Origin of the sequence: Micromonospora sp. NPDC047762 (genome assembly GCF_043204655.1) — a bacterium.
GTDB lineage: Bacteria > Actinomycetota > Actinomycetes > Mycobacteriales > Micromonosporaceae > Micromonospora.
Genome location: NZ_JBIDCQ010000002.1, coordinates 716,606 through 743,558 on the forward strand (window position 1 = coordinate 716,606; position 26,953 = coordinate 743,558).

Sequence of the window (26,953 nt, forward strand, 5' to 3'; positions counted from 1 at the left end):
GCCGGGTGATGACGGCTCCCAGGTAAGAGTGGTAGATATTCCTGCCAGGGATGCGAACCCCGCGACGGGGCGTACGGCAGGAGGGTCCGGCGATGGACAAGCGGTGGCGTGACCTCGGGGTGCTCGTTGCAGCGCTGTTCGCGGTCAACGTGGTGGCCCGATTGATCATCCGGCTCGGCTTCGACGGTGACGACACCGCCGCCGACCGGGTGTCGCTGGCGATGTTCACGGTGATCGGCCTGATCCTCGCCGTGGTCGCCTTCCGTTGGGGTCGTCGCCGGCCGCTGGCGGGCTGGGCCGCCGACATGGCCCTCGTGGTGCCGGTGGCGATGCTGCTGACTGTGCTGGTCGGGCCCCTGCTGGTCGGTCACGACCCGTTCGCCGGCGGCGCGGCGACGTTCTTCGCCCAGATCTGGCTCTACCTGCTCGCCAGCGGCGCCGGGTTGCTGATCGGCTATCTGGTGCTCACCGCGCTCGGCCGGGACTACCGCTCTCAGCAGCTCAAGCGGTACGCGGAGGTCAAGGCCGCGAAGCCCCGCCGGGTCGTCCGCCGCTGACCACCGCCCAGCTCGGCCGTCCCGACGTCTTGATCGACTCGGCTTCCTTGAAGTCGGGGGGTCCCGGGCGTCCGGATGCCGCGACTTCCTGAAAGCCGAGTGGATCAAGTGCCGGGCCGCCGCCGCGCCGGGCCGCCGCCGCGCCGGGCCGCCGCCGCGCCGGGCCGCCGCCGCGCCGGGCCGCCGCCGCGCCGGGCCGCCGCCGCGCCCGGCGGCGGTCGAGGTCAGTTCGGGGCGACCCGGGTCAGGTAGGTGTGGTGGGTGACGAAGCCGAGCCGCTGGTAGAGCGCGACCGCCGCTGCGTTGCGCTGCTCGACCTGGAGGAACGCGTGCGTCGCGCCACCTGACACGCCCCAGCTGGCCAGCTCGTGGACCACGCGGCGGGCCAACCCCTGACGGCGGGCCGCCGGCACCACCTCGATCAGGCTGAGGCCCAACCAGCGCCCCTGGCCGGTCACGGTGCCGCGTCCGACGGCCACCAGGGCGTTGTCGGCGTACACGTGGGCGAAGCGGACCTGGCCCACGGCGGTGAGGACGTGTCGGGCGGCGTCCGGCAGGCCGCCCTTGCGGCCGGCGGCGATGGCCAGCCATTCGTCGCTGGGCGCGGTGGCCAGCTCGACGACCGCACTGCCCCACCCGTCGGCCTGGCCGCTGGCGGGCGTCGACGCCGGCAGGGGCAGCGGCGCGGTCTGCACCAGCGTCGGCGGGCGGGTGCCCCAGCCGCGGTCGTCCAGTTCGGCGCCGACCGGAGCGGAGAGGGGCAGCGGCGTGTTGATCAAGGCGGGTTGCCGTCGCTCGGCGTACCAGCGTTCCACCGCGTCGACCGCGGCGGCCAGTGGTCGGTCCGGGTCGCCGATCGGCAGCGCCGAGTTGGCGCGCCCGGTCCAGCCCTCGGCCGACCGGAGCAGCCAGTCACCCAGTCGGCCCCGGATCGGTGCGGGCCAGGCCTCGTCGGCGGCCCGCTCCAGCGCCACGACCGCCGCGGCGGTCGGCCGACGGGTCGGCGGGACGCGCTTGGCGCGGTGGACCTGCGCCACCGGGACCCGAAGCGACCCCTGCGCGGTGGCCAGCGTGAGATGAGTCTCGCTCAGCTCTACCAGCTCGCCGAGGGCATCGGAAAATAGCGGGCGGCCCTCGCGAATCCCCACAATCCGGCGGACCACGATTCGGTGTCCCACATCCTGCTGTCGGAGCACGATCGACCCCCTCCCCGGCGAGATACTAGGCTCTTACCGTCGCGGGAGATCGCGGCGAGTCTTGCGGAGGAGAAGACCGGTGACCTACATCATCGCCGAGCCGTGCGTAGATGTGCTCGACAAGGCATGCATCGAGGAGTGCCCGGTCGACTGCATTTACGAGGGCAATCGGATGCTCTACATCCACCCCGACGAGTGCGTCGACTGTGGTGCCTGTGAGCCCGTCTGCCCCGTAGAGGCGATCTTCTACGAGGACGACGTCCCGGAGCAGTGGAAGGACTACACCGGCGCGAACTACGAGTTCTTCGAGGACCTGGGCTCGCCCGGTGGCGCCTCGAAGGTCGGCAAGGTGGAGAAGGACGCCACCTTCGTCGCCGCGCAGCCGCCGCGCGGCGAGGGCCACTGAACCGGCCCGCGCCGGTCTCGTCGCGGCTGCCCGAGTTCACCTGGGACACCCTGGACGCCGCGGCCACGTTGGCCGCGGCGCATCCGGAGGGCCTGATCAACCTCTCCATGGGTACGCCGGTCGACCCGGTGCCCGAGGTGATCCGGCGGGCGTTGGCTGACGCGTCCGACGCTCCCGGTTACCCGCTGACCGCCGGCACCCCGGCGTTGCGGGCCGCCATCGCGGCGTGGGTGTCCCGGGCCTGTGGCGCCGGCGTCGACGGTCTCGGTGTGCTGCCGACCATCGGCTCGAAGGAGCTGGTGGCCTGGCTGCCCACGCTGCTCGGCATCGGCCCGGGTGACGTGGTGGTGGTGCCGTCGGTCGCGTACCCCACCTACGAGGATGGCGCCCGGCTTGCCGGTGCCACAGTCGTTCGTGCCGACTCGCTCACGGCGGTCGGGCCGACCTCGCGGGTTCGCCTGGTCTGGGTCAACTCGCCCGGCAACCCGACCGGCCGGGTGCTGCCCGCGGCGCACCTGCGCAAGGTGGTCGACTGGGCCCGCGAACGTGGCGCGGTGGTCGCGAGCGACGAGTGCTACCTGCCCCTGGGCTGGTCGGCCGACCCGGTCTCGGTGTTGTCTCCGCAGGTCAGCGGGGGCAGCTACGCCGGGGTGCTGGCCGTGCACTCGCTCTCCAAGCGGTCCAACCTCGCCGGCTACCGGGCCGGGTTCGTGGCTGGCGACCCGACGCTCGTCGCCGAGCTGCTCAAGGTCCGCAAGCACGCTGGCATGATCGTGCCCGCGCCGGTTCAGGCGGCCATGGTCGCCGCGCTGGAGGACGAGCGACACGCCGAGGAGCAGCGGGAGCGTTACCGGGCCCGGCGGGAGGTGCTCGCCGCGGCGTTCACCGGTGCCGGGTTCACCGTCGAGCACTCCGAGGCGGGCCTCTACCTCTGGCTGACCAGGGGTGAGGATTGCTGGCAGACGGTCGACTGGCTGGCCCGACGCGGCATTCTGGTCGCCGCCGGCGTCTTCTACGGCCCGACGGCCGGGCAGCATGTCCGGGTCGCGCTGACCGAGTCCGACGAGCACATCGCCGGCGTCGCGGCGCGCCTCGCCTGATCGCGGCGCCGGGCGGTCGAGCATGGTGGACAGGCCGGGTGCGCGGGTACGGGCGGCGGTCGTCGGCACCGGCCTGATCGGTGGCTCGGTGCTGCTCCGGATGGTCGCCGCCGGCATCGACGTGGTCGGGTGGGACCCGGACGAGGCCACCCGGCGGGAGACCCGTCGGGTGGGCGTACCCGCGCCGGACCGCCTGGTCGAGGCGGTGACCGACCGGGACGTGGTCTTCCTGTGCGGACCGTTGCCCACCCTGCCGGCGACGCTGGTCGAGGTGGCGGCGATGACCGGTGAGCGTTGTGTGCTCACCGACGTCGGTAGCACCAAGGAGCAGGTGGCGGTGTTCGCCGCCGCGCACGGGCTGACGCACCGGTTCGTGCCCGGCCACCCGATGGCGGGCACCGACCGGGCGGGCTTGACGGCCGCGCGCCCGGACCTGCTCACCGGCGCGGCCTGGGTGCTCTGTCCGGCGCCCGGCCCGGCCACCACCGCGTTCCGTTGGCTGGCCGAGCTGCTGGTGGAGGTCTTCGAGGCCCGGGTGGTGCCGATGTCCGCCACGGAGCACGACTCGGCCGCCGCGCTCGCGTCACACGTGCCGCACCTGCTCGCCGGCGCGCTGGCCGGCGCCGTGCAACGCGCGCCGCTGCGCGACGCGATCCTCGCGCTCGCCGCCGGCAGCTTCTCCGACGGCACCCGGGTCGCCGGAACCCCGGCCGATCGGACCGCCAACATGCTGCTCGGCAACCGGGACCGGGTGCTGCGTGAGCTGGCCGAGGTCACCGCGTTCCTGGACGACCTGACCACCGCGCTGCGCGCCGATGACGCCCCGGCGCTGACCGCACGCTACGACGAGGCGCGGGCCTCCCGGGTGGCGCTGCGCGACAGGCGGTTCGACGTGGACGACAGACAGTTCCCGGCCGGTGGTGACCACGCCGCAGAGGTGTCCTGGTTGCGCGAGCTGGGGGTGGCCGGCGGCTACCTGGCCGGCCTGCACGTCGACGCGGACACCGTCTCCTACGCGGCGCGGCGCCCCGTCGCTGACTAGGCTGAGGGGCATGGCGACGGACGGTCCGGTGGTGCAGGTGCGCGGCGAGGCGTACCGGGAGGTGCCGCCCGAGCTGGCCCGGTTCGCGGTCACCGCGACGGCGCGTGACCGGGACCGGGAGGCGACGCTCACCCGGTTGGCGGAGCGGGCCGCCGCCGTTCGGGTGCTGTTGGACGGCTTCGGGCCGATGGTGGCGCGGCGGGAGACGGGCGACCTGCGGGTGCGGCCGGAGACGCGGCGCTCGGGCGAGCGGGTGGTCGCCTGGCACGGCAGTGTCACCACGACCGTCACCGTCACCGACTTCACCGCCCTTGGTGAGCTGATGCTGCGGCTGGCCGACCAGGACCAGGTCGAGGTGGCCGGCCCGTGGTGGGAGCTTCGTCCGGACAGCCCCGCCCACCGTGCGGCTCGGCACGCCGCGATCAGCGACGCGCTGTTGCGGGCCCGGGAGTACGCGGAGGCGCTCGGTGCCCAGGTCACGTCGCTGATCGAGCTGGCCGACGCGGGGCCCGTCGATCGGCCGATGTTCGCCCGCGCGGCGTTCGCCGGCGGCGGTGGTGCGGGTGGTGGCCCGCCGGAGCTTGAGCTGGACCCGCAGCCGCAGACCGTGCAGGCGGCGGTGCAGGCGCGGTTCACCATCAGCGACCCGGTTCTGGGCTGATGCCGCCGGCCCGGGTGCTGTCCGCCGACGAGTTGGTGGCGCGGGCGTTGACGCTCGTCGAGGCCGGCCCGCGACAGCTGCTCGGCATCGCCGGCGCGCCGGGCGCCGGGAAGTCCACCCTGGCGGAACGGATCGTCGCCGAGATCGGGCCGGCAGCCTGCCTGGTGCCGATGGACGGTTTCCACCTGGCGCAGACGCAACTGGTTCGCCTGGGCCGCGCCGACCGCAAGGGCGCTGTGGACACCTTCGACGCCAACGGGTACGTCTCGTTGCTGCGCCGGCTCCGCCGGTTGGAGCCGACGTCGGTCTACGCGCCGGAGTTCCGCCGGGAGCTGGAGGAGCCGGTGGCCGGCGCGATCGAGGTGCTGCCGTCGGTCCGGCTGGTGGTGACCGAGGGCAACTATCTGCTGTTGCCGGACTTCCCCTGGCAGGAGATCCGACCACTGCTGCACGAGGCATGGTTTCTCGACCTGGACGCCGAGGTGCGGCACCGCCAGCTGACCGCCCGGCACGAGGCGTTCGGTCGGTCTCCGGAGCAGGCGCGGGCGTGGGCGCTGGGCAGCGACGAGTCGAACGCCGCCTTGATCACCCCCACCGCCGACCGGGCTGACCTGGTCGTCCGCCTGGCAGATCCACCGACCGTCTAGCTGAGTTCGCGGACCGGCCGGGCCGGGTTGCCGACGGCCACCACGTTGGCGGGCAGGTCCCTGGTGACCACCGCGCCCGCGCCGACGACGGTGTCCGCGCCGATCGTCACGCCGGCCAGGACTATCGCGCCACCGCCGAGCCACACGTTGTCGCCGATGGTGATCGGCTTGGCCGCCTCCCACTTGTCCCGTCGCGGGCCGGGCTCGACCGGATGCGTCGGGGTGAGCAGCTGCACGTTGGGGCCGACCTGGACGTCCGCGCCGAGGGTGATCGGAGCGACGTCGAGGAAGACCGCGTTGTAGTTGACGAAGCTGCGGGGGCCGATCCGGATCTGCCAGCCGTAGTCGCAGTAGAACGGTGGGCGGATCCAGGTGTCCTCGCCGAGTTCGCCGAGGAGTTCACGCAGTGCCGCGATCCGGGCCTGCGGATCGGCCGCGGGAGTGGTGTTGAAGCGCTCCATCAGCCGGGCGGCCCGGTCCAGATCGGCGATGATTTCGGGATCGTCGGCGATGTATGGCTCGCCGGCGAGCATCCTGTCCTTCATGGAGGTCACCGCCCGATCATGCCGGCCGGTTCGTCGGCTCGTGGCGGGTCCGTCACTTTCTGGCCTTCTTTTTGCATACTCGGTATGCAATTCTGGGTTGTCAATGTGACTCCATCCATCAAGACGCTTGACCAGGAGGATCCGTTGCACCAGGGAAGAAGATTGGCCGCTCTCGGCCTCGTGTTCGCGCTGGCGCTCTCCGCGCCGGCTCCCGCCTCAGCCACGGCCGCCGCGCCCGCCCCACCGGGCGGCACCGACAAACAGTCCACTCCGGGTGGACCCATCGCCAACCGCTCGACCACCGTCACGCTGATCACCGGTGACCGGGTCACAGTCACCGCGTCCGGTGCCTCGGTCCGGCGCGGCGCCGGCCGCGAGGACGTGCAGTTCCTGGTCCAGCGCGAGCGCGGACGCCTCACCGTGACGCCGACGGACGCGCTGCCGTTGCTGCGCTCGGGCCGGGTGGACCGGCGACTCTTCGACATCACCGGGCTGGTCGAGGCGGGCTACGACGACACCAGGCGCAGCACCCTGCCGCTGCTGGTGTCGTACGGCTCGACGGGGACCGCCCGGCGTGCCCCGGCCGCCCTGCCCGGCACGCGGCTGACCCGCGACCTGCCGGTGATCCGCGGTGCCGCCCTGAACAGCGACAAGTCCTCCCTCGGCGCGGTGTGGGCGACTCTCGCCACCGGTCCCGCCGGGGCCCGGCTCGACGCGGCGGGGGGCGTCGAGCGGATCTGGCTGGACGGGCGTCGACAGGTGAGCCTCGACCACAGCGTGCCGCAGATCGGCGCGCCCGCCGCCTGGGCGGCCGGGTTCACCGGCGCCGGAGTGTCCGTCGCGGTGCTGGACACCGGCGTCGACGCGACCCACCCGGACCTGGCCGGCAAGGTGGCCGAGGCGCGCAACTTCACGGAGGCCACCGACGCTCGCGACACTGTCGGCCACGGCACCCACGTGGCCTCGACGATCGCGGGCTCCGGCGCGGCCTCCGACGGCAAGTACCGGGGCGTGGCACCGGACGCGACGCTGCTGGACGGCAAGGTCTGCGAGGACAACGGCTGCCCCGACTCGGCGATCCTCGCCGGCATGCAGTGGGCCGCGGTCGAGAAGAAGGCCGCAGTGATCAACATGAGCCTCGGCGGCTGGGACACCCCGGAGGTCGACCCGCTGGAGGAGGCGGTGCAGACCCTGACCGCGCAGACCGGCACGCTGTTCGTCCTCGCCGCCGGCAACGACGGTTCGGACGGTTCGGTCGGCTCCCCGGCCAGCGCCGACGCCGGGCTCGCAGTGGGCGCGGTGGACCGCGACGACGAACTGGCCGACTTTTCCAGCCGGGGCCCGCGAGTCGGCGACGACGCGCTGAAGCCGGACATCACCGCGCCCGGCGTCGACATCGTCGCCGCCCGGTCCGCCAACGGCGTCATCGGTGATCCGGTGGGGGACCGCTACGTCACGCTCTCCGGCACCTCGATGGCCACCCCGCACGTGGCCGGGTCGGCCGCGCTGCTGGCCCAGCAGCACCCCGGATGGCGCGCTGACCGGCTCAAGGCCACCCTGATGGCAGCCGCCAAGCCGCACCCGGACCAGACCGCCTACCAGCAGGGTGCCGGGCGGGTCGACGTCGCACACGCCATCACCCAGCAGCTCACCTCCGACCCGGTGAGCGTCTCGTTCGGGCGCACGCTCTGGCCGCACACTGACGACGTTCCGATCACCCGCACGGTGACCTGGCGCAACGACGGTCCGGCCCCGGTCACCGTGGACCTGAGCATCGAGGGCGCCGGCCCCGGCGGTCGGGCGCTGCCGGTCGGCCTCTTCCAGTTGGGCGCCGACCAACTCACAGTGCCGGCAGGTGGCACCGCGGCCACGACCGTCACCACTGACACCCGGGTCGGCGACGCCGACGGTTACTGGACCGGGCGGATCGTGGCCCGGTCCGGTGACGCGGTAGCTGTCACCCCGCTGGCCGTGAACCGGGAGGTGGAGAGCTACACGCTCACCGTGGAGCACCTGAACCGCGCCGGCGCGCGCACCGCGGACCACTGGACGTCACTGGTCGGATTGGACACCTTCGGCTTCTGGGACGTCGTCAGTTCCGACGGGGTGGCCACCGTGCGGGTGCCCAAGGGGCACTACGGCCTGAGTGGCCTCGTCTTCGAGCCCGGTCCGGAGGACGAGCAGCGCGGGATGTCCCTGTTGATGCAGCCCGAGGTGACCGTCGAGCGGGACACCCGGATCGTCGTGGACGCCCGTCGGGCCAGGCCCGTGCGGACGACCGTTCCGGACCGCACCGCCGTCCCGCAACTGATCGACCTCAGCGGCAACTTCACCGCCGACGACGGCAGTGGGTACGGGGTCGGGCTCTGGGCGGAGACGTTCACCGGCCTGACCAGCGGCCAGATCGGCAAGCCGGTCTCCGCCGACACGTTCGTCGCCACCGTCAGCAGCAACTGGACCACGCCGGAAGCGGACAACAGCCCGTACCTGTACGCGTTGGCCGAGGCGATCCCTGGCCGGATGCCCACCGGGTTCGTCCGCGACTACACCCGGCGGGACCTGGCCACCGTCGTGCACCAGTTCCGCGGTGGCCAGCCGGGCACGGTGGCCGAGCGGCTCGTGTTCCCCGAGCTGGAGTACAACGTCGGCTATTCCGCTGTGGTCCTGCCCACCGTCGTGCCCGGCCAGCGGGTCGAGCACTACAACACCAGGAACGTGAAGTGGGAATCCGAAATCTACTTCGGAACGGTGGACGAGGAAGGCTGGTTGAACCCGAACGCGGCGCTCTTTTCCGTCCCCACCGCCTACCGGGCCGGCCGGACGGTCCAGGAGATCTGGAACCAGGCGCCGTACTCACCGTCCTTCCCGAAACCGCGCTGGCCGCACCAGAGCGTCTCCCGGGTCGGCGACACCATCCTGGCCGACGTGCCGATGTACAGCGACGCGGCCGGGCACCCCGGCGCCTCGCTGACCGACAGCGAGCACACCAAGCTCTGGCGCAACGGCAAGCTGGTCGGGGAGAGCGAGTACGCCGGCTACGGGGAGTTCACAGTGCCACCGGGTGCTGCGGACTACCGGCTCGTCACGTCGGCGAAGCGGAGCTTCACCGACCTGAGCACCGAGGTGGAGTCCAGCTGGACCTTCCGGTCGAGGCACGTCGCCGGTGAGACGCCGGCCCGACTACCCCTGTCGGCGGTGCGCTTCGCGCCGCCGCTGCGGGTCGACAACAGTGCTCCGGCCGGTCAGGGCTTCGTCGTGCCGGTACGGGTACAGCGGCAGCCCGGCGCAGCGGCCAACCGGGTGGAGAAGCTCATTGTCGACGTCTCCTACGACGGCGGGAAGACCTGGAGCAGGGCGAAGCTGGTCCGCACCTCGACCGACGGCTGGTCGGCCCTGTTGCGGCATCCGGCCGGCGCCGGCCACGTGTCGCTGCGGGCCACCGCCCGGGACACCGCCGGCAACACGGTGACCCAACGGATCATCCAGGCGTACCGGCTGCGCTGAGGCGTACCCCGTCCGGGTCCGCGGCCGAGCGCCGCGGACCCGGACGGGGCCGTCAGTCGTTGGCGTGCAGGGCGGCGTTCAGCTCGATGCCCCGCCCGGTGCGCGGCCGGGCCTCCAGCCCACCGGTGACCGAGTTGCGCCAGAACAGCAGACCGTCGACGCCGGACAGCTCCCGGGCCTTGACCACCCGGCCGTCAGGGAGCGTGATCTTCGACGCGGCGGTGATGTAGCAGCCGGCCTCGACCACGCAGTCGTCGCCGAGTGAGATCCCGACGCCGGCGTTCGCGCCGACCAGGCTGCGCTCACCGATGCTGATCTTGTCGGTGCCGCCGCCGGAGAGGGTGCCCATGATGGAGGCCCCGCCACCGATGTCGGAGCCGTCGCCGACCAGCACGCCCTGCACGATCCGCCCCTCGACCATCGAGGTGCCGACGGTGCCGGCGTTGAAGTTCACGAAGCCCTCGTGCATCACAGTGGTGCCGGCGGCCAGGTGCGCGCCGAGACGGACCCGGTCGGCGTCGGCGATCCGCACACCGGAGGGCACCACGTAGTCGGTCATCCGCGGGAACTTGTCGACCCCGTACACCGCCAGGTGCCGGCCGGCAGCCCGCTCGATCACCCGCAGCTCGTCCACCCGCTCCGGGGGGCACGGCCCGGCGGACGTCCAGGCCACGTTGGCCAGCTTGCCGAAGATGCCGTCCAGGTTGAGCTGGTTGGGTCGCACCAGGCGGTGCGAGAGCAGGTGCAACCGGAGGTACGCGTCGGAGGCGTCCTTGATCGGGTCGTCCAACGAGCCGATCACGGTCACGACCTGCACGGTACGCAGACCAGGCAGGGGCCGGTCACCGAGCGCGGCCGGCGGCAGGTCGAGCACGTCCGCCTTGTCCTCGCCGGCTACCAGCGGCAGTTCGCCCAGACCCAGTTTGCCGGTCGGGTACCAGGTGTCGAGCACCTGCTCGTCTGCGGTGACCGTAGCCAGGCCGATGCCCCAGGCGGAATCTGCGGACGTCACTGTTACACCTCTCGGTCACGGCCGGGCTGACCTCGGCTCGCTCCTCGCGCTGACAGACCTGAAGGTACCGTGCGAACCATGGAGAACCCGCTGACCCCCGAGGTCCTCGCCGATCCGGTGCAGCTGACCCGCGCTCTGGTCGACATAGAGTCCGTGTCCCTCAACGAGAAGGCGATCGCCGACTGTGTCGAAGAGGTGCTGCGGGCCGTACCGCACCTGACCACCCACCGGCACGGCAACACGGTGATGGCCCGTACCGACCTCGGTCGGTCGCAGCGTGTCGTGCTGGCCGGGCACCTCGACACGGTGCCGTTGAACAACAACTTCCCGTCGACGATGCGCGGCGACCTGATGTACGGCTGCGGCACCTCCGACATGAAGTCCGGCACCGCGTACGCGCTGCACCTGGCGGTGACGCTGCCCGAGCCGCGCTACGACGTGACGTACTTCTTCTACGAGGCCGAGGAGATCGAGTCCAAGTACAACGGGCTCAACCTCGTCGCCCAGGCGTTCCCGGAGTGGTTGCAGGCGGACTTCGCCGTGCTGCTGGAGCCGACGTACGGCATCGTCGAGGCGGGCTGCCAGGGCACCATGCGCTCGGTGGTCACCACGACCGGCGTACGCGCCCACTCGGCGCGCTCCTGGCACGGGGTCAACGCCATCCACGCCGCCGGCGAGGTGCTGCGACGCCTCCAGACGTACCAGGCGCGCCGGGTCACCATCGACGGCTGCGACTACCGCGAGGGCATGAACGCGGTGCGGATCAACGGTGGGGTGGCCGGCAACGTGGTCCCCGACCTGTGTGAGGTCGAGGTCAACTACCGGTTCGCCCCGGACCGCACCCCGGCCGAGGCGGAGGCGCACCTGCGTGAGGTGTTCGCCGGCTTCGAGCTGACAGTCACCGACACTGCTGCCGGTGCCGCCCCCGGGCTCGACGCGGCCCCCGCGAAGGAGTTCCTGGCGGCGGTCGGCGCCGCGCCGATCGGCAAGCTGGGCTGGACCGACGTGGCCCGGTTCGCGGCGATGGGCATTCCCGCGCTGAACTTCGGCCCGGGCGATCCGAACCTCGCCCACCACCCCGACGAGCACGTCGAGATCAGCAAGATCCGCGACGGCGCGGCAACCCTGCACCGCTGGCTAGCCCCAGCCTGACCCCCGCCGGAGCGCCCGGTGATCAAGAGGTTTTGCGTCAGCCTGGCCCGTTGTCGGCGACGCAAACCTCTTGATCGGCTCCGGACGGGGTGGGGGAGGTGGGGATCGGGTTCTGCTGGCGGGTGCGGCGGCGTTCGGCCACCACGTCTCGGATCCGTCGCTGCATCTGGCGACGAATCCGGATCATCTCGCTGTTACTGATCACGCTGTCTCCTCCCCCGAAGGCGCGCGCCGGGGCATACCCGGTATGTGAATAGTAAGACGTACGGGAGCGCCGAATAGTTGCCCGTGATCCCGAACAATTTCTCGGCGTCCCCGCCCCGCGCACCCGGGCGGTGCTGCTCCACTACGGTTGCCCCATGAGCCAGAGCAACGGGCGGGAGGCCGGTCGCGGTCCCGGACAGGAGCGGCATCGCGGTGCGGTCACCCTGCGCAGAGGGGCGATCCCGAGCAGCACCGCCGACCAGCGACTGCTTGATTCACGGGGGCGGGGCGACTGGAAGACCAAGGACGCCTGGCGTGCGCTGCGCATCCTCGCCGAGTTCGTCGAGGGTTTCGACACCCTTGCCGACGTGCCGTCGGCGGTCAGCGTCTTCGGCTCGGCGCGTAGCGCGCCGGACAGCGCCGAGTGCCAGTTGGCCGAGGAGTTGGGCGGTGCGCTGGCCCGAGCCGGCTACGCGGTGATCACCGGAGGTGGGCCTGGCGTGATGGAGGCCGCGAACCGGGGCGCCAGCGAGGCCAACGGGCTCTCCGTGGGGCTCGGCATCGAGCTTCCGTTCGAGCAGGGCATCAACGACTGGGTCGACCTGGCCATCGACTTCCGCTACTTCTTCGCCCGCAAGACGATGTTCGTCAAGTACGCCCAGGCGTTCGTCGTACTGCCCGGCGGGTTCGGCACCATGGACGAGTTGTTCGAGGCGCTCACCCTGGTGCAGACCGGCAAGGTCACCCGGTTCCCGGTGGTGCTCATGGGCGTCGCCTACTGGCAGGGCCTGCTGGACTGGCTGCGCGACACGATGGCCGCCACCGGCAAGATCGGGCCGGTGGACCTGGATCTGATCTGCCTCACCGACGACGTCAACGAGGCGGTCCGGTACATCGTCGCGTCGGAGGCCGCTCTCTCCGCCGAGCAGGAGGCGGTCCGCGAGGAGGCCGTCGCCCGCACCGGCGCAGACCAGCAGGCGGCAGCCGAACAGGCTCGGGACCACGACTGATGGCGGCGATCTGCGTCTTCTGCGCCTCCTCTCGTACCCTCGATCAGCGCTGGTTGGACCTGGCCGCCGAGACCGGCGCGGAGCTGGCCCGGCGCGGGCACACGCTGGTCAGCGGTGGTGGCTGCGTCGGCATGATGGGCGCGCTGGCGGACGGCGCGCGATCCGCCGGCGGGCGCACCGTCGGCGTGATCCCGCAGTCGCTGGTCGACCTGGAGGTCGCCGACCTGGCCTCGGACGAGCTGCTGGTGACCGACTCGATGGCCAGCCGCAAGACCCTGATGATCGACAAGTCGGACGCCTTCCTCACCCTGCCCGGCGGGCTGGGCACCCTGGACGAGTTGTTCGAGGTCTGGACCACCGCCACCCTCGCCCAGCACACCAAGCCGATGGTGCTGATCGACACCGACGGGTTCTACCGCCCCCTGCTGGACTGGCTCGACGCGCTGGCCGACCAGACCTTCCTCAAGCCCGCCGGCCGCGACCTCCTGACGGTCACCACCACCGTCACCGAGGCCCTCGACGTCCTGGAATCCCACCTGACCTGACCCCCACCCGCCCGCCCGGCCCGCCCGGACCTCGGCCCGCCCCGGTGATCATGAAGTTAGTGGCGTCTCCGTCGGCGTGTCGCGCCGCTAACCTCATGATCGACAGGGGTAGATGGGGTGGGGTGCGCGGGGGCGGGGTGTGGGGGTAGGGGCAGGGGTGGGGTTGGTTGTCGTATGGGTCTGATGGGATGAGCTGATGCAGGCGTACCGGTTGGTGCGGCGGCCCGGAGGGTCGGCGCGGGGGGACGGGGCGACGCCTGACAGCGTTTCCGTGCTCGCCAGCGGCACGTCCGTGGGCGGTGTCGGCACGTCGGGTGGGCCCGATCGCGTGGCCGGGGCCGAGCTGGCCGTCGGCGGCGTCTGGCGGGCCGATCCCGTGCAGGCCGAGGTGGTCGGACACACCGACGGGCCGATGCTCGTGCTCGGCGGCCCGGGCACCGGCAAGACCAGCACGCTGGTCGAGGCGGTCGCCGCCCGGGTGGCCGAGGGGGCCGACCCCGAACGGATCCTGGTGCTGACTTTCGGCCGCCGAGGCGCCACCGCACTGCGACAACGCATCGAGGCCCGGATCGCCCAGGACGGCCACCGGGTGCTGCGCGAGCCGTTGGTGCGCACCTTCCCGGCGTACGCCTTCGGGCTGCTCCGCCGCGCCGCCGCCGAGCGGGGCGAACCGTCGCCGCGGCTGCTCACCGGCCCCGAACAGGATCTGATCATCCGTGAGCTGCTGGACGTGGTGGGCGAGGAGCCCGAGGACGACCCGGTCGGCTGGCCCACCGACCTGCGCCCCGCCCTGCGCACCCGGGCGTTCGCCGGCCAACTGCGCGACCTGCTCATGCGCGCCGCCGAACGCGGCGTGGGCCCGATCGAACTGGCCCGGCTGGGTGAGAAGCTCGGCCGCGCCGACTGGCCGGCCGCCGCTCGCTTCCTGCGGGAGTACGTCGCCGTGCTCGCGTTGCGCGACGTCAGCAACCGGGGCTCCATCGCGTACGACCCGGCGGAGCTGGTCCGGGCGGCCACCGGGCTGCTGCGCGACGACGAGGAGTTGCTGGCCGCCGAGCGTCGTCGGCTCGCGTACGTCTACCTCGACGAGCTGGCCGACACCGACCCCGCCCAACTGGAGCTGCTCTCGGTCATCGCCGGCGGTGGCAAGTCGCTCGTCGCGTTCGCCGACCCGGATTCCTCCACGTACGCGTTCCGGGGCGCCGATCCGGCCGGGGTGGCGACGTTCCCGCACCGGTTCCGGACGGCATCCGGTGCGCCGGCCGCGCAGGTGCTGCTGACCACGTCGTACCGGGCCGGGTCGGGTCTGCTCACGGCGATCGCCCGGCTGGGTCGCCGGCTGCGGGGCCCGGCCGCGCACCGCCGGCTGCACCCCCTGCCGGACGCGCCGCCCGGCGTGGTCGAGGTGCACACCTTCCGCTCGGCGACCAGCGAGGCCGCCTGGCTGGCCCACGCGCTGCGCTCGGCACACCTGCTCGACGGCGTGCCGTGGTCACGGATGGCCGTGCTGGTGCGGTCCACCGCGTTGCAGCTGCCCACCCTTCGACGGGCGCTGCACGCTGCCGGCGTACCCACAGTGGTGCACGGTGAGGATCTGCCCCTGCACCTGCAACCGGCGGTCGCACCGCTGCTGCTCCTGCTGCGCTGCGCGCTGGAGCCGCAACGACTCGACGAGGAGGCGGCGGTCGCGCTGCTGCACTCGCCGCTCGGCGGGGCCGACCCGCTGGCCGAACGGCGGCTGCGGCAGGGCCTTCGCGCGCTCGCGTTGGCCGGCGGTGACCGACGTCCCTCCGGGGAGCTGATCGTCGAGGCACTACAGGATCCGGAGGAGTTGGCCGGCATCGAGCGGCACTGGGCGGAGCCGGCGCAGGCGGTGGCCGGGCTGCTGGCCATCGCACGCGAGGCCGCTGCCCGGCCGGGCGCGACCGCCGAGGACGTGCTCTGGGCCGTCTGGCACGCCAGTGGCCTCGCCGAGCGGTGGGCCGGCGCGATCAACCAGGGGCGTCCGGAGGCCGGTGAGGGCGACCTGGCCCGGCGTCGGCGAGCCGAGGCTGCCGACCGCGACCTGGACGCCGTGCTGGTCCTCTTCGACGCCGCGGCCCGGTTCACCGACCGGCTGCCCGGTGCCCGTACCGAGGTCTTCCTCGACCACGTGCTCGCCCAGGACCTGCCGGCCGACACCATCGCGCCGACCGCCGACCGGGGAGCGGCGGTACGCCTGCTCACCGCGCACGCCGCGAAGGGCCTGGAATGGGACCTGGTCGCGGTGGCCGGTGTGCAGGAGGGCATCTGGCCGGACCTGCGGTTGCGCGGCAGCCTGCTCGGCTCCGAGCGACTGGTCGACGTGCTGGCCGGCCGGTCGGTCGACGGGGCGACCGCGGCGAACGTGGTGGGTCAGACCTCGGCGTTGCTGGACGAGGAGCGTCGGCTCTTCCACGTCGCCATCAGTCGGGCCCGCCACCGGCTGCTGGTCAGCGCCGTGGCGTCGGCCGCCGTCGGCGGCGACGACCACGAGGAGCAACCCAGCCGGTTCCTGCACGAACTGGGCCCGAGCATCCCGCCACCGACCCCGCCGAGCGCGCCGCCACCGACCCCGCCGAGCGCGCCGCCGCCGGCCCCACCGACCCCGCCCGGTCCCCGCACCGAGCCGTCGTCCGGCGGCAACGGGGGCGCTGCGGCGGGCGAGACCGGCGACGAGGAGCCGGCCCGCCCCGGGGCGCTGCCGGTGACCCGTCCACCTCGGGCGCTCACCCTGCCGGCGTTGGTCGCGGAACTCCGTACCGCCATCACCGACCCGGCCGCCCCGGCGGCCCGGCGGCGCGCCGCGGCGGCCGAGCTGGCCCGGCTCGCCGCCGCCGGGGTGCCCGGCGCGCACCCCGACGACTGGTGGGGGTTGCGGGTTCTCTCCGACGACCGGCCGCTCGTCGACGACGGCGACCCGGTGCGGGTCACCCCGTCGGCCATGGAGAGTGCGCTGCGGTGCAGCCTGCGCTGGCTGCTGGAACGGCACGGCGGTAGCGGCCCTACCAGCACCGCGCAGGGGGTGGGCAACCTGGTGCACGCCGCCGCGATGCTCGCCGAGGACGCCAGCGCCGACCGTGGCGCGCTGCTCGACTACGTGGCCGCCCGGTTCGACGCGATCGAGCTGGCGGCCCGGTGGATGGCCGGGCCGGAGCGGGAACGCGCCGAGGCGATGGTCGACAAGCTGCTGCGCTGGCTGGCCACCAATCCGCGCCGGCTGCTCGCCATCGAGCACGAGTTCGCCGTCCGCCTGGACGACCCGAATCGGCCCGTCGACCTGACCGGTCGGGTCGACCGGCTGGAGGTCGACGAGGCCGGGCGGCTCGTGGTGATCGACCTGAAGACCGGCAAGTCGACAGCTGTCACCGGCACCGACCTTGCCGAGCACCCGCAGCTCGGCGCCTACCAGGCGGCGGTGGAGGCAGGGGCGTTCGCCGAGTTCGGTGACGAGTCCGGGGGCGCCGCGCTGGTGCAGCTCGGGACCTCCGCCAAGGACGCCAGGGAGCAGAATCAGCCGGCCGCCAGCGAGGGGCCGGCGGCCGGTTGGGCGACCGCGCTGGTCCGGCGGACCGCCGATACGATGGCAGCCGCCACGTTCGCCGCGGTGGCCAACTCGAAGTGCCGGGTCTGCCCGGTGCGCACCAGCTGCCCGGTCTCCGGGCAGGGTCGCCAGGTCGTCGAGCCGCCCACCGTCCGACGCACAGGCGAGGGCGAGGAGTGAGCGTGCGAGCCCAGTCGCGACCTGCGACGGCACCCGTGAGGGCGAGGAGTGAGCTTGCGAGCCCCGCAGTCACGAACTGAGATGGCACCGTGAGGGCGAGGAGTGCGCCGGTGTTGGGAACTGAGACGGCACGGTGAGTCAGCCCACCCTGTTTGGCGCGGGTCCCGCGCCGACGCCCCGACTCGCGGACTCCGGCCCTCGGTACACACCGGTGGAGCTGGCCAAGCTGCTGCGGTTGCCGGCGCCCACCCGGGAACAGGCCGCGATCATCGCCGCCCCGGTGGAACCGCTGCTGGTGGTCGCGGGCGCCGGGTCGGGCAAGACCGAGACGATGGCCGCCCGGGTGGTCTGGCTGGTGGCCAACTCGTACGTGCGGCCGGAGCAGATCCTCGGGCTGACCTTCACCCGCAAGGCGGCCGGCGAGCTGGCCCATCGGGTACGAACCCGGCTCGACCAGCTGATCCGCCGACTCGGCAGGCAGGGGCGGGACCCGCTGGACGACCCGCTCGCGGGTGAACCCACCGTCTCCACCTACCACTCGTACGCGGGGCGGATCGTCACCGAGCACGGGCTGCGGGCCGGCTACGAGCCGTCCACCCGGCTGCTCACCGAGGCGTCCCGCTGGCAGTTGGTCGACCTGCTGGTGCGCAACTACGACGGCGACATGTCCGAGGTGGACCGGATGCCGAGCACCATCACCGACGCGGTGCTGGCGCTGGCCGGGGAGCTGGACGAGCATCTGGTCGCGCCGGACGACCTGGCTGCCTGGACCGGCCGGTTCTTCGCCGAGGTGCAGTCCCGGCCGGGCCGGGTGTACGCCGACGTGCGTAAGGCGCTCACCCTCCAGCAGACCCGGTTGCGCCTGTTGCCGCTGGTGCGGGCGTACGCCCGGCGCAAGGAGGACTTCGAGGCGATGGACTTCGCCGACCAGCTCGCCCGGGCGGCCCGGGTGGCCCGGGACCACCCGGGGGTCGGCGTGATCGAGCGGGACCGCTTCCGGGTGGTGCTGCTCGACGAGTACCAGGACACCAGCCACGCACAGGTGGTGTTGCTCAACGCGCTGTTCGGTGGCGGGCACCCGGTGACCGCGGTGGGCGACCCGTGCCAGTCGATCTACGGCTGGCGGGGGGCCAGCGCGGGCACCCTGGACCGGTTCCCCACCGAGTTCGCCCGCGCCAACGGTGAGCCGGCCCCGGCGCTGGGGCTCACCACGAGTTGGCGCAACCGGCCGGAGATCCTCCGGGTGGCGAACGCGCTTTCCACCCCGCTGCGTGCGGCGGGTGCCCGGGTGCCGGAGCTGCGCTCCGCGCTGACCGTCCGGGACCCGATCCCGCACCGCAGCCCGGGTGGCGCGGCTGGCGGCACCGTGCACTGCGCGATGCTGCCCACGTACGCCGACGAGGCCGCCTGGATCGCCGACAGCGTGCTCGCCGCCTGGCGTGGCGCGGCCGGGATGCCGGGCGCGGCCCCGGAACACATCCCGGTGGAGCGCCGTCCGACGACGGCCGTGCTGGTCCGGGTGCGCAGCCAGATCCCGGCGATCGAGTCGGCGCTGCGTGAGCGGGGCCTACCTGTCGAGGTGGTCGGGCTGGGCGGCCTGCTGGACACCCCCGAGGTACGTGACGTGGTCTGCACGCTGCGGGTCCTGGCCGACCCGACCGATGGCGCCGCGCTGCTGCGGTTGCTCACCGGCGCCCGTTGGCGGATCGGGCCGCGTGACCTGGTGGCGTTGCACAGGCGAGCCCGGGCCATCGCGAACGCCCGGCGACAGGTGGCCGCCGACGAGGCCTCGGAGATCAGCCCCGACCTGTTGGACGAGGCGACCCTGGTGGAGGCGTTGGCCGACCTCGGGCCGGCGCAGGCGTACTCGGCCGAGGGTTTCGCGCGGCTGCGCGCGTACGGCCGGGAGTTGGCGCTGCTGCGCTACCGGCTGGACCAGGCACTGCCGGACCTCATCGCGGACATCGAGCGGACCATCGGCCTGGACGTGGAGGTCGCGGTGCGGGCCGGCCGGGACGGTGCCGGCGACGCGGGCCTGGCCCGGGGGCATCTGGACGCGCTCGGCGACGTGGCGGCCCGGTTCAGCGGGGAGACGCCCGGCGCGACCCTGTCCGGGTTCCTGTCCTACCTGGCCGCCGCCGAGGACGAGGAGCGCGGTCTGGCGCCGGGCGAGGTCGAGGTGGTGGAGGGCGCGGTGCAGGTGGTCACCGCGCACGCCGCCAAGGGCCTGGAGTGGGACGTGGTGGCGGTGGCTGGGCTCAGTCGTGGGCTGTGGCCGGGGCCGGTCCGCAACTCCGACCACTGGCTGGGTGGGCTGGGCGTGCTGCCGTTCCCGCTGCGCGGCGACGCCGACGGGCTGCCCGAGTTGGCGCTCGACGAGGCGGGGGACCAGCGGGCCGCGGCGCGGGCGGTGACCGACTTCACCGACGCGTGGCGGGCCCACGACGAGCGGGAGGAACGCCGGCTGACGTACGTGGCGGTCACCCGGCCGCGCCGGCTGCTGCTCTGCTCCGGTTACTGGTGGGGAGAGGGCACGAAGCGGCCGCGAGGTCCGTCGGTCTTCCTCCGTGAGGTGTACGACGCCTGCCTCGACGGCGGGCCGGGGCACCTGATCGACGCGTGGGCGCCCGAGCCGACCCCGGACGCGACGAACCCCACGGCCGAGGTGGTGCTCCGCGCGGAGTGGCCGGCCGACCCGCTGGGCGGTCGCCGGCCGGTGTTGGCCGAGGCGGCCGGGCTGGTGCGTCGCCTGATGGCCGACGGTCCGGCGGCGGCGCTCCCCGGGCCGGTCGGACCGGCGCTCCCCGGGCCGGCCGGGCCGGTGCTCGCCGGGCCGGTCACGCCGGTGCTCCCCGGGCCGGTCGGGCCGGCGCTCCCCGGGCCGGTCACGCCGATCGGCTCGACTGTCGAGTCAGGCGAGCCGGTCGAGCAGGTCGAGCCGGAGGTGGATCCGGAGGTGGCGCGCTGGCGGCGCGAGGCGGACCTGCTGTTGGCGGAGCGCGCCGAGCTGACCCGGCTCTCCGGTGCGGTCGAGGTGGCGCTGCCCGGGGCGCTGAGCGTCACCCAGTTGGTAGCGCTGCGGCGTGATCCGGCGGCGCTGGCGCGTACGCTGCGTCGCCCGGTGCCGTCCGAACCCAACCCGTACGCCCGTCGAGGCACCGCCTTCCACGCCTGGTTGGAGCAGCGCTTCGGCGCCGACCGCCTGTTGGACCTGGACGAGCTGCCCGGCGCTGCCGACGCCGACGCCGCACCCGACGAGGCGCTGGTCGAGCTTCAGGAGCGGTTCCTGGCCAGCGAGTGGGCCGACCGGTCACCGGTGGAGGTGGAGGTGCCCTTCGCCACGGTGATCGCTTCAGTGGTGGTGCGGGGCCGGATGGACGCGGTCTTCGCCCGGCCGGGTGGCCGGTTCGACGTGGTCGACTGGAAAACCGGCGCGCAGCCCACCGGGCCGGCAGCCGACGTGGCCGCCGTGCAGCTGGCGGTGTACCGGCTGGCCTGGGCGGAGTTGGCCGGCGTGCCGGTCGACCGGGTGGGCGCGGCGTTCCACTACGTCCGCCACGGGGTCACTGTCCGGCCCGCCGATCTGCTGGATGTGACCGGCCTCACGGCCATGATCGCCCAGTTGCCCGAGGATTCTGCCCAACATTGACCACTGCGGGGAAAACCGTGGTAGGTTGACCGGGTTGCAGTTTTGGTTACCAGAGACTCTGTGTGCGCCTGGCGGGATTGTGGCCCCAGGCGCTCTTTGTTGTGTCCGGAGTTCTCCGGGCGGGGCGACCAGAAGCGACAGGCGATTCGCGCATCCCCGCGCGGAGCGCTCCTCTTCGGGCACGCAACACGTGCGTGTCCGACGTTCCGTCAAGGAGACGAAACACATGGCTATTGGCACCGTGAAGTGGTTCAACGCTGACAAGGGCTTCGGCTTCATCACCCCCGACGGCGGCGGCGCCGACGTCTTCGCCCACTTCTCGGCGATCCAGTCCTCCGGCTACCGGAGCCTGGACGAGAACCAGCGGGTCGAGTTCGAGGTGACCCAGGGCCAGAAGGGCCCGCAGGCGGAGAACATCCGCCCGCTCTGATCTTCGGATCGGTCAGCATTACCTGTCGCGCCCTCCGGGTGTGACGGTGACGGGACCGGCCCGCCCCGCCGCCGCCTGCCTACGCAGGCGGCGGCCCGGCGGCGGGCCGGCCTGTACTCCCTTTCGGTTCGTGCTTGTGAGTCCTGGCGGCCTTGTTCCGCTGGTTGACAGCGCCGATTTCGGTGCCCTCCCTCGACACGTGCCGCGTCGAGGAAGGCTTCCGCATGACCACAGTTATTCCCTCTTTCGCTCATACCGGTCTGGCGCCGGCGCTGCTCACCGCGCTGACCGCGCAGGGCATCACCGAGCCGTTCCCGATCCAGACGGCGACGCTGCCCGACTCGCTCGCCGGCCGGGACGTGCTGGGCCGGGGTCGCACCGGCTCCGGCAAGACCCTCGCCTTCGGGCTTCCTCTGCTGTCCCGCACCGTCGGCCGTAAGGCGCGGCCGGGCCGCCCGCTGGCCCTGGTGCTGGTGCCGACCCGCGAGTTGGCTCAGCAGGTCACCACCGCCCTGGCCCCGTACGCCCGCGCCGTCGGGCTGCGCTGCGCCACAGTGGTCGGCGGCCTGTCGTTGCAGCGGCAGGCGGACGCCCTGCGCGCCGGCGCCGAGGTTGTCGTCGCCACCCCCGGTCGGCTGCACGACCTGATCAACCGTGGCGACGCCCGGCTCGACCAGGTCGAGATCACCGTGCTCGACGAGGCCGACCAGATGGCCGACATGGGTTTCCTGCCGCAGGTCACCAAGCTGCTGGAGCAGGTCGCGCCGCAGGGGCAGCGGATGCTCTTCTCCGCGACCCTGGACGGCGGTGTGGACCGGCTGGTCCGCCGCTTCCTGAGCAACCCGGTCACCCACTCGGTCGACCCGGGCACCGCGACGGTCACCGCGATGACCCACCACGTGCTGCACGTCGACGCTGCGGACAAGCCCGACGCGTTGACCCGGATCGCCGCCCGTGAGGGCCGCACCATCCTGTTCATGGGCACCAAGCACCGCGCCGACCGGCTGGCCCGCCAGCTGCTCTCCAAGGGCGTACGCGCGGCGGCGCTGCACGGCGGCAAGTCCCAGCCGCAGCGCACCCGGATCCTGGAGCAGTTCCGCAACGGTCAGGTGACCGCCCTGGTCGCCACCGACGTGGCAGCCCGTGGCATCCACGTGGACGGCCTGGACATGGTGGTCAACGTGGACCCGCCGACCGAGGCGAAGGACTACCTGCACCGCGGCGGCCGTACCGCCCGGGCCGGCGAGTCGGGTTCCGTGGTCACCCTGGTCCTGCCGGAGCAGCGCCGGGACGTGTCCCGGCTGATGGCCACCGCCGGTATCCGGCCCGAGTCGGTCCAGGTGCGCGCGGGTGACGGAGCGCTGGCCCGGGTGACCGGTGCGCGCGAGCCGTCCGGTGTGCCGGTGACCATCGTCGCTCCGCCGGCACCCGCCTCTCGGACCCGTACCTCCGGCGGCTCGGCCACCGATGGTGGCGCCCGTCCGGCGCACCGCGCGTCGGGCCGGTCCCGTCGGCCGCGTCGCCCCCGTACCGTCTGATCTTCTGCGCGTCGACCGACCCGTCCCGCTTCGGCGAGGCGGGTCGGTTTTGTCTGCGCGGTGACCCCGGCCGGTCGGCTGTCGGCCCGGCCCGACCGGTCAGCCGGCCGCGCCGGGTGGCCCCCTCTGCTGAGTCGGTAATCAGCCTCGTCCGGGTCGGCTGGCCGACTGCGCCCCGGTCGGTCGTGGTCGAGGCTGACCGACGGGGGGAAGTCGGGCGGGGGCCCGGCTCGGGAGGGGTGACCATGGCGGGCGAAGCCGGCTCGGGTGCGCTGCGTGAACTGATCCTGGTGGTCGCGGTCGCGCTCGCCGGGTTGTTGCTCGCCATGGTTGCGGCCTTCGCGCCCTGGCATGCCACCCCGGCGGGTAACGCTCCCGCCGGTCTGGTGGAGCTGCGCAGTCCTGGCGACCCGGGCCTCAGCCCGGCGACCGCACACGTGGGCTGAGCAGCGACCGGCCTACCGGTGCCGGCGGAGGGGCAGGCCCGGTCAGGATCGGTACGAGATGTGGTCGGGTCGGCGGGGCACCGACCCGACCACATCGCCCCCACACCCCACACCCCCCACCCCACACCAACCACCGCGCCGATCTTGCAGTTTCTGTTGCCGGTATGGGCCGTTACGTCTCATACGCGGCGACAGAAAGTGCAAGATCGCGAGACGGAAGTGGGCGGGGTGGGGTGGGGCGGGTCAGGCGGGGGGTGTGGGGATGGGGCTGACGGGGGCGTGGGTGAGCAGGTCGGCCAGGGTGGCGCTGTCGACCACAGTGGCGATCGCCCCGTGCACCGCCAGCCAGACGTCGGTGAGCCCGGCGGCCACTCCGTGATAGCCGGCCCGCTCGGCCGGCAGACCGCGCACCGTGGTGAGCGACCCGCCGACCGCACGCAGTACGTCTCCGACGGTGATCTCGTCGGCCGGGCGGGTCAGCGCGTACCCGCCGTCGGCGCCGCGATGGCTGTGCAGCAGACCGGCCCGGCGCAGGTCGAGCAGGATGCCCTGCAGGAAGCTGAGCGGGATGTCCTGTACCTCGGCCAGGCTGGCCGCCTTCGCCAACTCGCCGACCCGGTCACCGTCGCCGCCACCACCGGCGGCGGCGACGGCGAGCATCGCCCGGAGCGCGTAGTCGCTGCGCGCGGAGACGAACACGTCACTGACCAGCCTGGTCCAGTACGCCCCAGCGGCGCCGGATCGCCTTGTCCGCAGCGCCGAACGCGGTGTCTACGAGGAGTCCGACGACCAGGATGACGATCATGATGGCCATCAGCCGTTCCGCGTCCGAGAAATCCCTCGCGTAGGTGAGCTGAGCGCCGATCGACGTTCGCGCGGCGATGACCACGAGCAATTCACCGGCCATCAGACTCCGCCATGCGAAGGCCCAGCCCTGCTTGAGGCCGGCGACGATCGCGGGCAACGCGGCCGGCGCGATGACGTACCGGTACAGGTTCAGACCTCGGGCACCCAGGTTGCGGCCGGCGCGCTGCAGCAGCGGCGGGACGTAGTCCACGCCATGGATGACACCGTTGGCGATGGACGGCGCGGCACCGAGCACCACCACGAAGAAGATCGCCTGTTCGCTGAGTTCGAACAGCAGGATCGCCAGGGGGAACCAGGCAATCGACGGCATCGTCTGTAGTGCCGTGATCATGGACCCGATGGCGGCCCGGAGCACCTTCGACCGAGAGACGCCGAGGCCGAGCAGCAGCCCGACGGCCACTGCGGCGGCAAAGCCGATCACCGCACGCCGTGCCGTGGTGGCCAGCCCGTCCCAGAGCGCTTGACTCAGGAAGTAGTCGGCGAGGTCGGCGAAGACCGGCCCTGGGCCCGGCAGGGCCCACGGGTCCTTCCACCCGGTCCAGACCACGGCCTGCCAGATTGCGATGGCGATGGCCAGTGCGGCGAGCTTGGGCCAGGTGGCCGCCCAGATCCGGGCGCCCCGGGAGACCTCCTTGTCCCGACCGGCGATTTCCAGCGCGTCGAGGCCGGTGATCTCCGCGTCGGTACGCGCCGAACTGGTGAGGGTGTCACTGGCCATGGCGGCCCACCTCCGTACGGAGCCGCTCGGTGACCTCGGCGGCGATGGCGGCGACCTCGGGGGAGTCGATCCGGCGAGGGCGCGGGATGTTCACCTCGGTGGAGTAGATGATCCGGCCGGGTCGGCTGGAGAGCAGGATGATCCGGTCGGCCAGCCGGGCCGCCTCGCGGACGTTGTGCGTCACGAAGAGCACCGAGAGCTTGCGCTCGGACCAGATCCGTTCCAACTCGTCGTGCAGGATGTCCCGGGTCATCGCGTCCAGCGCGCCGAACGGTTCGTCCATCAGCAGCACCGGAGTGTCCAGGGCCAGCGTGCGGGCGAGCGCGACACGCTGCCGCATCCCGCCGGAGAGCTCGTGCGGGCGCTTACGGCCGAAGTCGGCCAGGTGGACGGTGCGCAGCAGCTCGGCCACCCGCTCGCGACGCTGGGCCCGGGGCAGTCGGCGAAGCTTGAGGGGCACCTCCACATTGGCGTCGACGGTCAGCCACGGGAAGAGCGCCGGCTCCTGGAACATCAGGCCCGGGTTGACGTCGCCGCCCAGGGTGATCTGCCCGCCGCTGACCCGGTCCAGCCCGGCCACCAGGTTGAGCAGGGTGCTCTTGCCGCAGCCGGACGCGCCGACCAGGCAGACGAACTCGCCGGGTGCGACGTCCAGCGACACTCCGTCCAGGGCCAGGACGGCGTTCGCCCCGCGCCCGTACACCTTTGTCACGCCGGAGAGCGCGACCGCTGTGGTCGCGCTCTGCGGCGTCGTCGTGGTCGACGTCATGGCTGGACGACCTCGGGCTTGCCCTGCGCCTTGAGCGCGTTGTTGAGGTATTTCAGGTCGTACAGGCCCTTGAGGTCCACCGGTTCGGTCAGGCCGACGTCGACGGCGTGGTCGAGCCCGGCCTTCAGGGAGGACGAGATCGGGTCGTTGGTGAACTCCAACGTCGGCCACGCCTGCTTGATGAGCTTCAAATCGAGCGGCTTTCCGGTGATCTTGCCGATCGCGTCGGAGATGGCCTGCTGCGCCTCGTCCGGCTTGGTGTTGACGAACTCGTTGGCGGCCACCTGACCGTCCACCAGCCTCTGCACCACGTCCGGGTGTGCCTTGAGGAACTTGGTGCTCACCAGCAGGTTGGTGATGACGAACTTCTTGTCCGGCCACAGGTCGCGCTCGTCGACGAGCACCTTGCCGCCGGCGTTGACCAGGCGGGAGACGAACGGCTCGGGCACCCAGGCGCCGTCGATCGCGCCGCTGTTGAACGTCTCGACGGTCTGGGAGTTCTCCTGCGGCACGATCTTGACGTCGCCGCCGCCCTCCTTGGTGGTGGTGAGGCCCTGCTGCTTGAGCCAGTACCGGATCGCCACGTCCTGGGTGTTGCCCAGCTGTGGGGTGGCGATCTTCTTGCCCTTCAGGTCCTGCGCGCCGGTGATGCTGGGCTTGACCACCAGCGCCACGCCGCCGGAGGCCGCGCCGGAGATGACCCGGACGGCCTCGCCTTTGGACTTGGAGAAGGCGTTCACCGTCGGGTTCGGACCGATGTAGGTGGCGTCCAGCGCACCGGAGAAGACCGCCTCGATGGCGGCCGGGCCGGCGTTGAAGGTCTTCGGGTCCAGCTTGACGTTGGTGCCGAGCTTCTCCGTGAAGATGCCCTTCTCCACGCCGACGACGGCCGGCGCGTGGGTGATGTTGGGGAAGTAGCCGAGGCGCAGCGTGACCGGGCCGGAGCTGCCGCCCGCGCCCTCGCTGTCGTCGCCGCACGCGGCGGTGCCGCCCAGGGTCGCCGCGCCGACCACGGCGAGGGTGGCCAGGGTGACCAACCGGCGCAGGGGGAGCCGTCTCATCGTCCATCCAATCCGCAGTATTCCTACTTAGTTGGTAGGAAGAGTGGGCCAGGCTGCGGTCAGCGTCAAGGCCCATCCACATGGCGGGATGGAGCATCTCAATTATGTCGGTATTTCCTACCAGCTTGCTAGGGTAATCGGCGATCGGTCAC

The 26,953-nt window shown here is 72.6% G+C and carries 23 protein-coding genes; 15 read left to right on the forward strand and 8 right to left on the reverse strand.

What is annotated here, in order from left to right; translation table 11 throughout:
* Positions 1-92 precede the first annotated feature (92 nt).
* The gene (locus ACGF3C_RS08920; RefSeq protein ID WP_393220769.1) at positions 93-557 is read left to right on the forward strand and encodes a hypothetical protein; all 465 of its coding nucleotides are present in this window, start codon (positions 93-95) and stop codon (positions 555-557) included.
* A gap of 224 nt (positions 558-781) precedes the next feature.
* On the opposite strand, the gene ACGF3C_RS08925 is transcribed toward ACGF3C_RS08920, so the two are convergent.
* On the reverse strand, positions 782-1,753 hold the full coding sequence (locus ACGF3C_RS08925; protein ID WP_393220176.1) for a GNAT family N-acetyltransferase: 972 nt from the start codon (positions 1,751-1,753) through the stop codon (positions 782-784).
* 79 nt (positions 1,754-1,832) lie between these two features.
* Between ACGF3C_RS08925 and fdxA the strand changes: the two genes are divergently transcribed.
* The 5 genes from fdxA to ACGF3C_RS08950 are packed head-to-tail and all read left to right on the forward strand — an operon-like array spanning position 1,833 to position 5,609.
* The gene (gene fdxA / locus ACGF3C_RS08930) at positions 1,833-2,159 is read left to right on the forward strand and encodes a ferredoxin (RefSeq protein WP_030490464.1); all 327 of its coding nucleotides are present in this window, start codon (positions 1,833-1,835) and stop codon (positions 2,157-2,159) included.
* Positions 2,156-3,259, forward strand: coding sequence for a succinyldiaminopimelate transaminase (dapC, locus tag ACGF3C_RS08935; RefSeq protein ID WP_357223470.1), 1,104 nt, complete (start codon positions 2,156-2,158; stop codon positions 3,257-3,259). Before fdxA ends, dapC begins: the two co-directional genes overlap by 4 nt.
* A gap of 22 nt (positions 3,260-3,281) precedes the next feature.
* Entirely contained in the window at positions 3,282-4,301 is a 1,020-nt protein-coding gene (locus tag ACGF3C_RS08940) for a prephenate dehydrogenase (protein WP_393220180.1), read from the forward strand.
* 10 nt (positions 4,302-4,311) lie between these two features.
* A complete protein-coding gene (locus ACGF3C_RS08945; RefSeq protein ID WP_393220183.1) occupies positions 4,312-4,962 on the forward strand; it encodes an SIMPL domain-containing protein in 651 nt (216 codons plus the stop codon).
* Complete coding sequence (locus tag ACGF3C_RS08950; RefSeq protein WP_393220186.1) at positions 4,962-5,609, forward strand: nucleoside/nucleotide kinase family protein; 648 nt, start codon at positions 4,962-4,964, stop codon at positions 5,607-5,609. Before ACGF3C_RS08945 ends, ACGF3C_RS08950 begins: the two co-directional genes overlap by 1 nt.
* Here ACGF3C_RS08950 and ACGF3C_RS08955 read toward each other — a convergent pair.
* Entirely contained in the window at positions 5,606-6,163 is a 558-nt protein-coding gene (locus tag ACGF3C_RS08955) for a sugar O-acetyltransferase (protein ID WP_393220189.1), read from the reverse strand. The genes ACGF3C_RS08950 and ACGF3C_RS08955 overlap by 4 nt on opposite strands.
* Positions 6,164-6,238: 75 nt before the next feature.
* On the opposite strand from ACGF3C_RS08955, the gene ACGF3C_RS08960 reads away from it, so the two are divergent.
* The gene (locus ACGF3C_RS08960; protein ID WP_393220192.1) at positions 6,239-9,658 is read left to right on the forward strand and encodes a S8 family serine peptidase; all 3,420 of its coding nucleotides are present in this window, start codon (positions 6,239-6,241) and stop codon (positions 9,656-9,658) included.
* A 52-nt stretch (positions 9,659-9,710) separates the two neighbouring features.
* Here ACGF3C_RS08960 and dapD read toward each other — a convergent pair whose 3' ends face one another.
* Positions 9,711-10,670, reverse strand: a complete 960-nt coding sequence (dapD, locus tag ACGF3C_RS08965) for a 2,3,4,5-tetrahydropyridine-2,6-dicarboxylate N-succinyltransferase (protein ID WP_112675716.1) — start codon at positions 10,668-10,670, stop codon at positions 9,711-9,713.
* A gap of 78 nt (positions 10,671-10,748) precedes the next feature.
* Here dapD and dapE point away from each other — a divergent pair, with 78 nt between their 5' ends.
* Positions 10,749-11,822 carry a succinyl-diaminopimelate desuccinylase gene (gene dapE, locus ACGF3C_RS08970; RefSeq protein ID WP_357223452.1) on the forward strand — a complete coding sequence of 358 codons (1,074 nt, stop codon included), beginning with the start codon at positions 10,749-10,751 and terminating at the stop codon, positions 11,820-11,822.
* 37 nt (positions 11,823-11,859) lie between these two features.
* Here dapE and ACGF3C_RS08975 read toward each other — a convergent pair whose 3' ends face one another.
* The gene (locus ACGF3C_RS08975) at positions 11,860-12,027 is read right to left on the reverse strand and encodes a hypothetical protein (protein ID WP_156057972.1); all 168 of its coding nucleotides are present in this window, start codon (positions 12,025-12,027) and stop codon (positions 11,860-11,862) included.
* Positions 12,028-12,181: 154 nt separating this feature from the next.
* On the opposite strand from ACGF3C_RS08975, the gene ACGF3C_RS08980 reads away from it, so the two are divergent.
* From ACGF3C_RS08980 to ACGF3C_RS09010, 7 genes are all read left to right on the forward strand, one after another.
* Positions 12,182-13,036: a TIGR00730 family Rossman fold protein gene (locus ACGF3C_RS08980; protein ID WP_357206763.1), complete on the forward strand. Its 855-nt coding sequence runs from the start codon at positions 12,182-12,184 to the stop codon at positions 13,034-13,036.
* Complete coding sequence (locus ACGF3C_RS08985; protein WP_355008201.1) at positions 13,036-13,581, forward strand: TIGR00730 family Rossman fold protein; 546 nt, start codon at positions 13,036-13,038, stop codon at positions 13,579-13,581. The genes ACGF3C_RS08980 and ACGF3C_RS08985 overlap by 1 nt, the downstream gene beginning before the upstream one ends.
* A gap of 196 nt (positions 13,582-13,777) precedes the next feature.
* Complete coding sequence (locus ACGF3C_RS08990) at positions 13,778-17,323, forward strand: ATP-dependent helicase (protein WP_393220199.1); 3,546 nt, start codon at positions 13,778-13,780, stop codon at positions 17,321-17,323.
* A gap of 133 nt (positions 17,324-17,456) precedes the next feature.
* Positions 17,457-20,972 carry a UvrD-helicase domain-containing protein gene (locus tag ACGF3C_RS08995; RefSeq protein ID WP_393220202.1) on the forward strand — a complete coding sequence of 1,172 codons (3,516 nt, stop codon included), beginning with the start codon at positions 17,457-17,459 and terminating at the stop codon, positions 20,970-20,972.
* Between the two features lie 226 nt (positions 20,973-21,198).
* The gene (locus ACGF3C_RS09000) at positions 21,199-21,402 is read left to right on the forward strand and encodes a cold-shock protein (RefSeq protein WP_007464836.1); all 204 of its coding nucleotides are present in this window, start codon (positions 21,199-21,201) and stop codon (positions 21,400-21,402) included.
* A 224-nt stretch (positions 21,403-21,626) separates the two neighbouring features.
* Positions 21,627-22,940 (forward strand): DEAD/DEAH box helicase, encoded by a 1,314-nt coding sequence (locus tag ACGF3C_RS09005; RefSeq protein ID WP_357223465.1) that lies wholly within the window; start codon positions 21,627-21,629, stop codon positions 22,938-22,940.
* A 245-nt stretch (positions 22,941-23,185) separates the two neighbouring features.
* Complete coding sequence (locus ACGF3C_RS09010; RefSeq protein WP_357223468.1) at positions 23,186-23,386, forward strand: hypothetical protein; 201 nt, start codon at positions 23,186-23,188, stop codon at positions 23,384-23,386.
* Between the two features lie 243 nt (positions 23,387-23,629).
* Here ACGF3C_RS09010 and ACGF3C_RS09015 read toward each other — a convergent pair whose 3' ends face one another.
* From ACGF3C_RS09015 to ACGF3C_RS09030, 4 genes are read right to left on the reverse strand one after another with little or no spacing between them, the layout of a single operon-like run.
* Positions 23,630-24,085, reverse strand: a complete 456-nt coding sequence (locus ACGF3C_RS09015; protein WP_357230300.1) for an Rrf2 family transcriptional regulator — start codon at positions 24,083-24,085, stop codon at positions 23,630-23,632.
* Between the two features lies 1 nt (position 24,086).
* Complete coding sequence (locus ACGF3C_RS09020) at positions 24,087-24,971, reverse strand: ABC transporter permease (protein WP_357230298.1); 885 nt, start codon at positions 24,969-24,971, stop codon at positions 24,087-24,089.
* Entirely contained in the window at positions 24,961-25,740 is a 780-nt protein-coding gene (locus tag ACGF3C_RS09025; RefSeq protein WP_355008194.1) for an ABC transporter ATP-binding protein, read from the reverse strand. The genes ACGF3C_RS09020 and ACGF3C_RS09025 overlap by 11 nt, the downstream gene beginning before the upstream one ends.
* Positions 25,737-26,801 carry an ABC transporter substrate-binding protein gene (locus ACGF3C_RS09030; RefSeq protein ID WP_393220208.1) on the reverse strand — a complete coding sequence of 355 codons (1,065 nt, stop codon included), beginning with the start codon at positions 26,799-26,801 and terminating at the stop codon, positions 25,737-25,739. Before ACGF3C_RS09030 ends, ACGF3C_RS09025 begins: the two co-directional genes overlap by 4 nt.
* Positions 26,802-26,953: the final 152 nt, after the last annotated feature.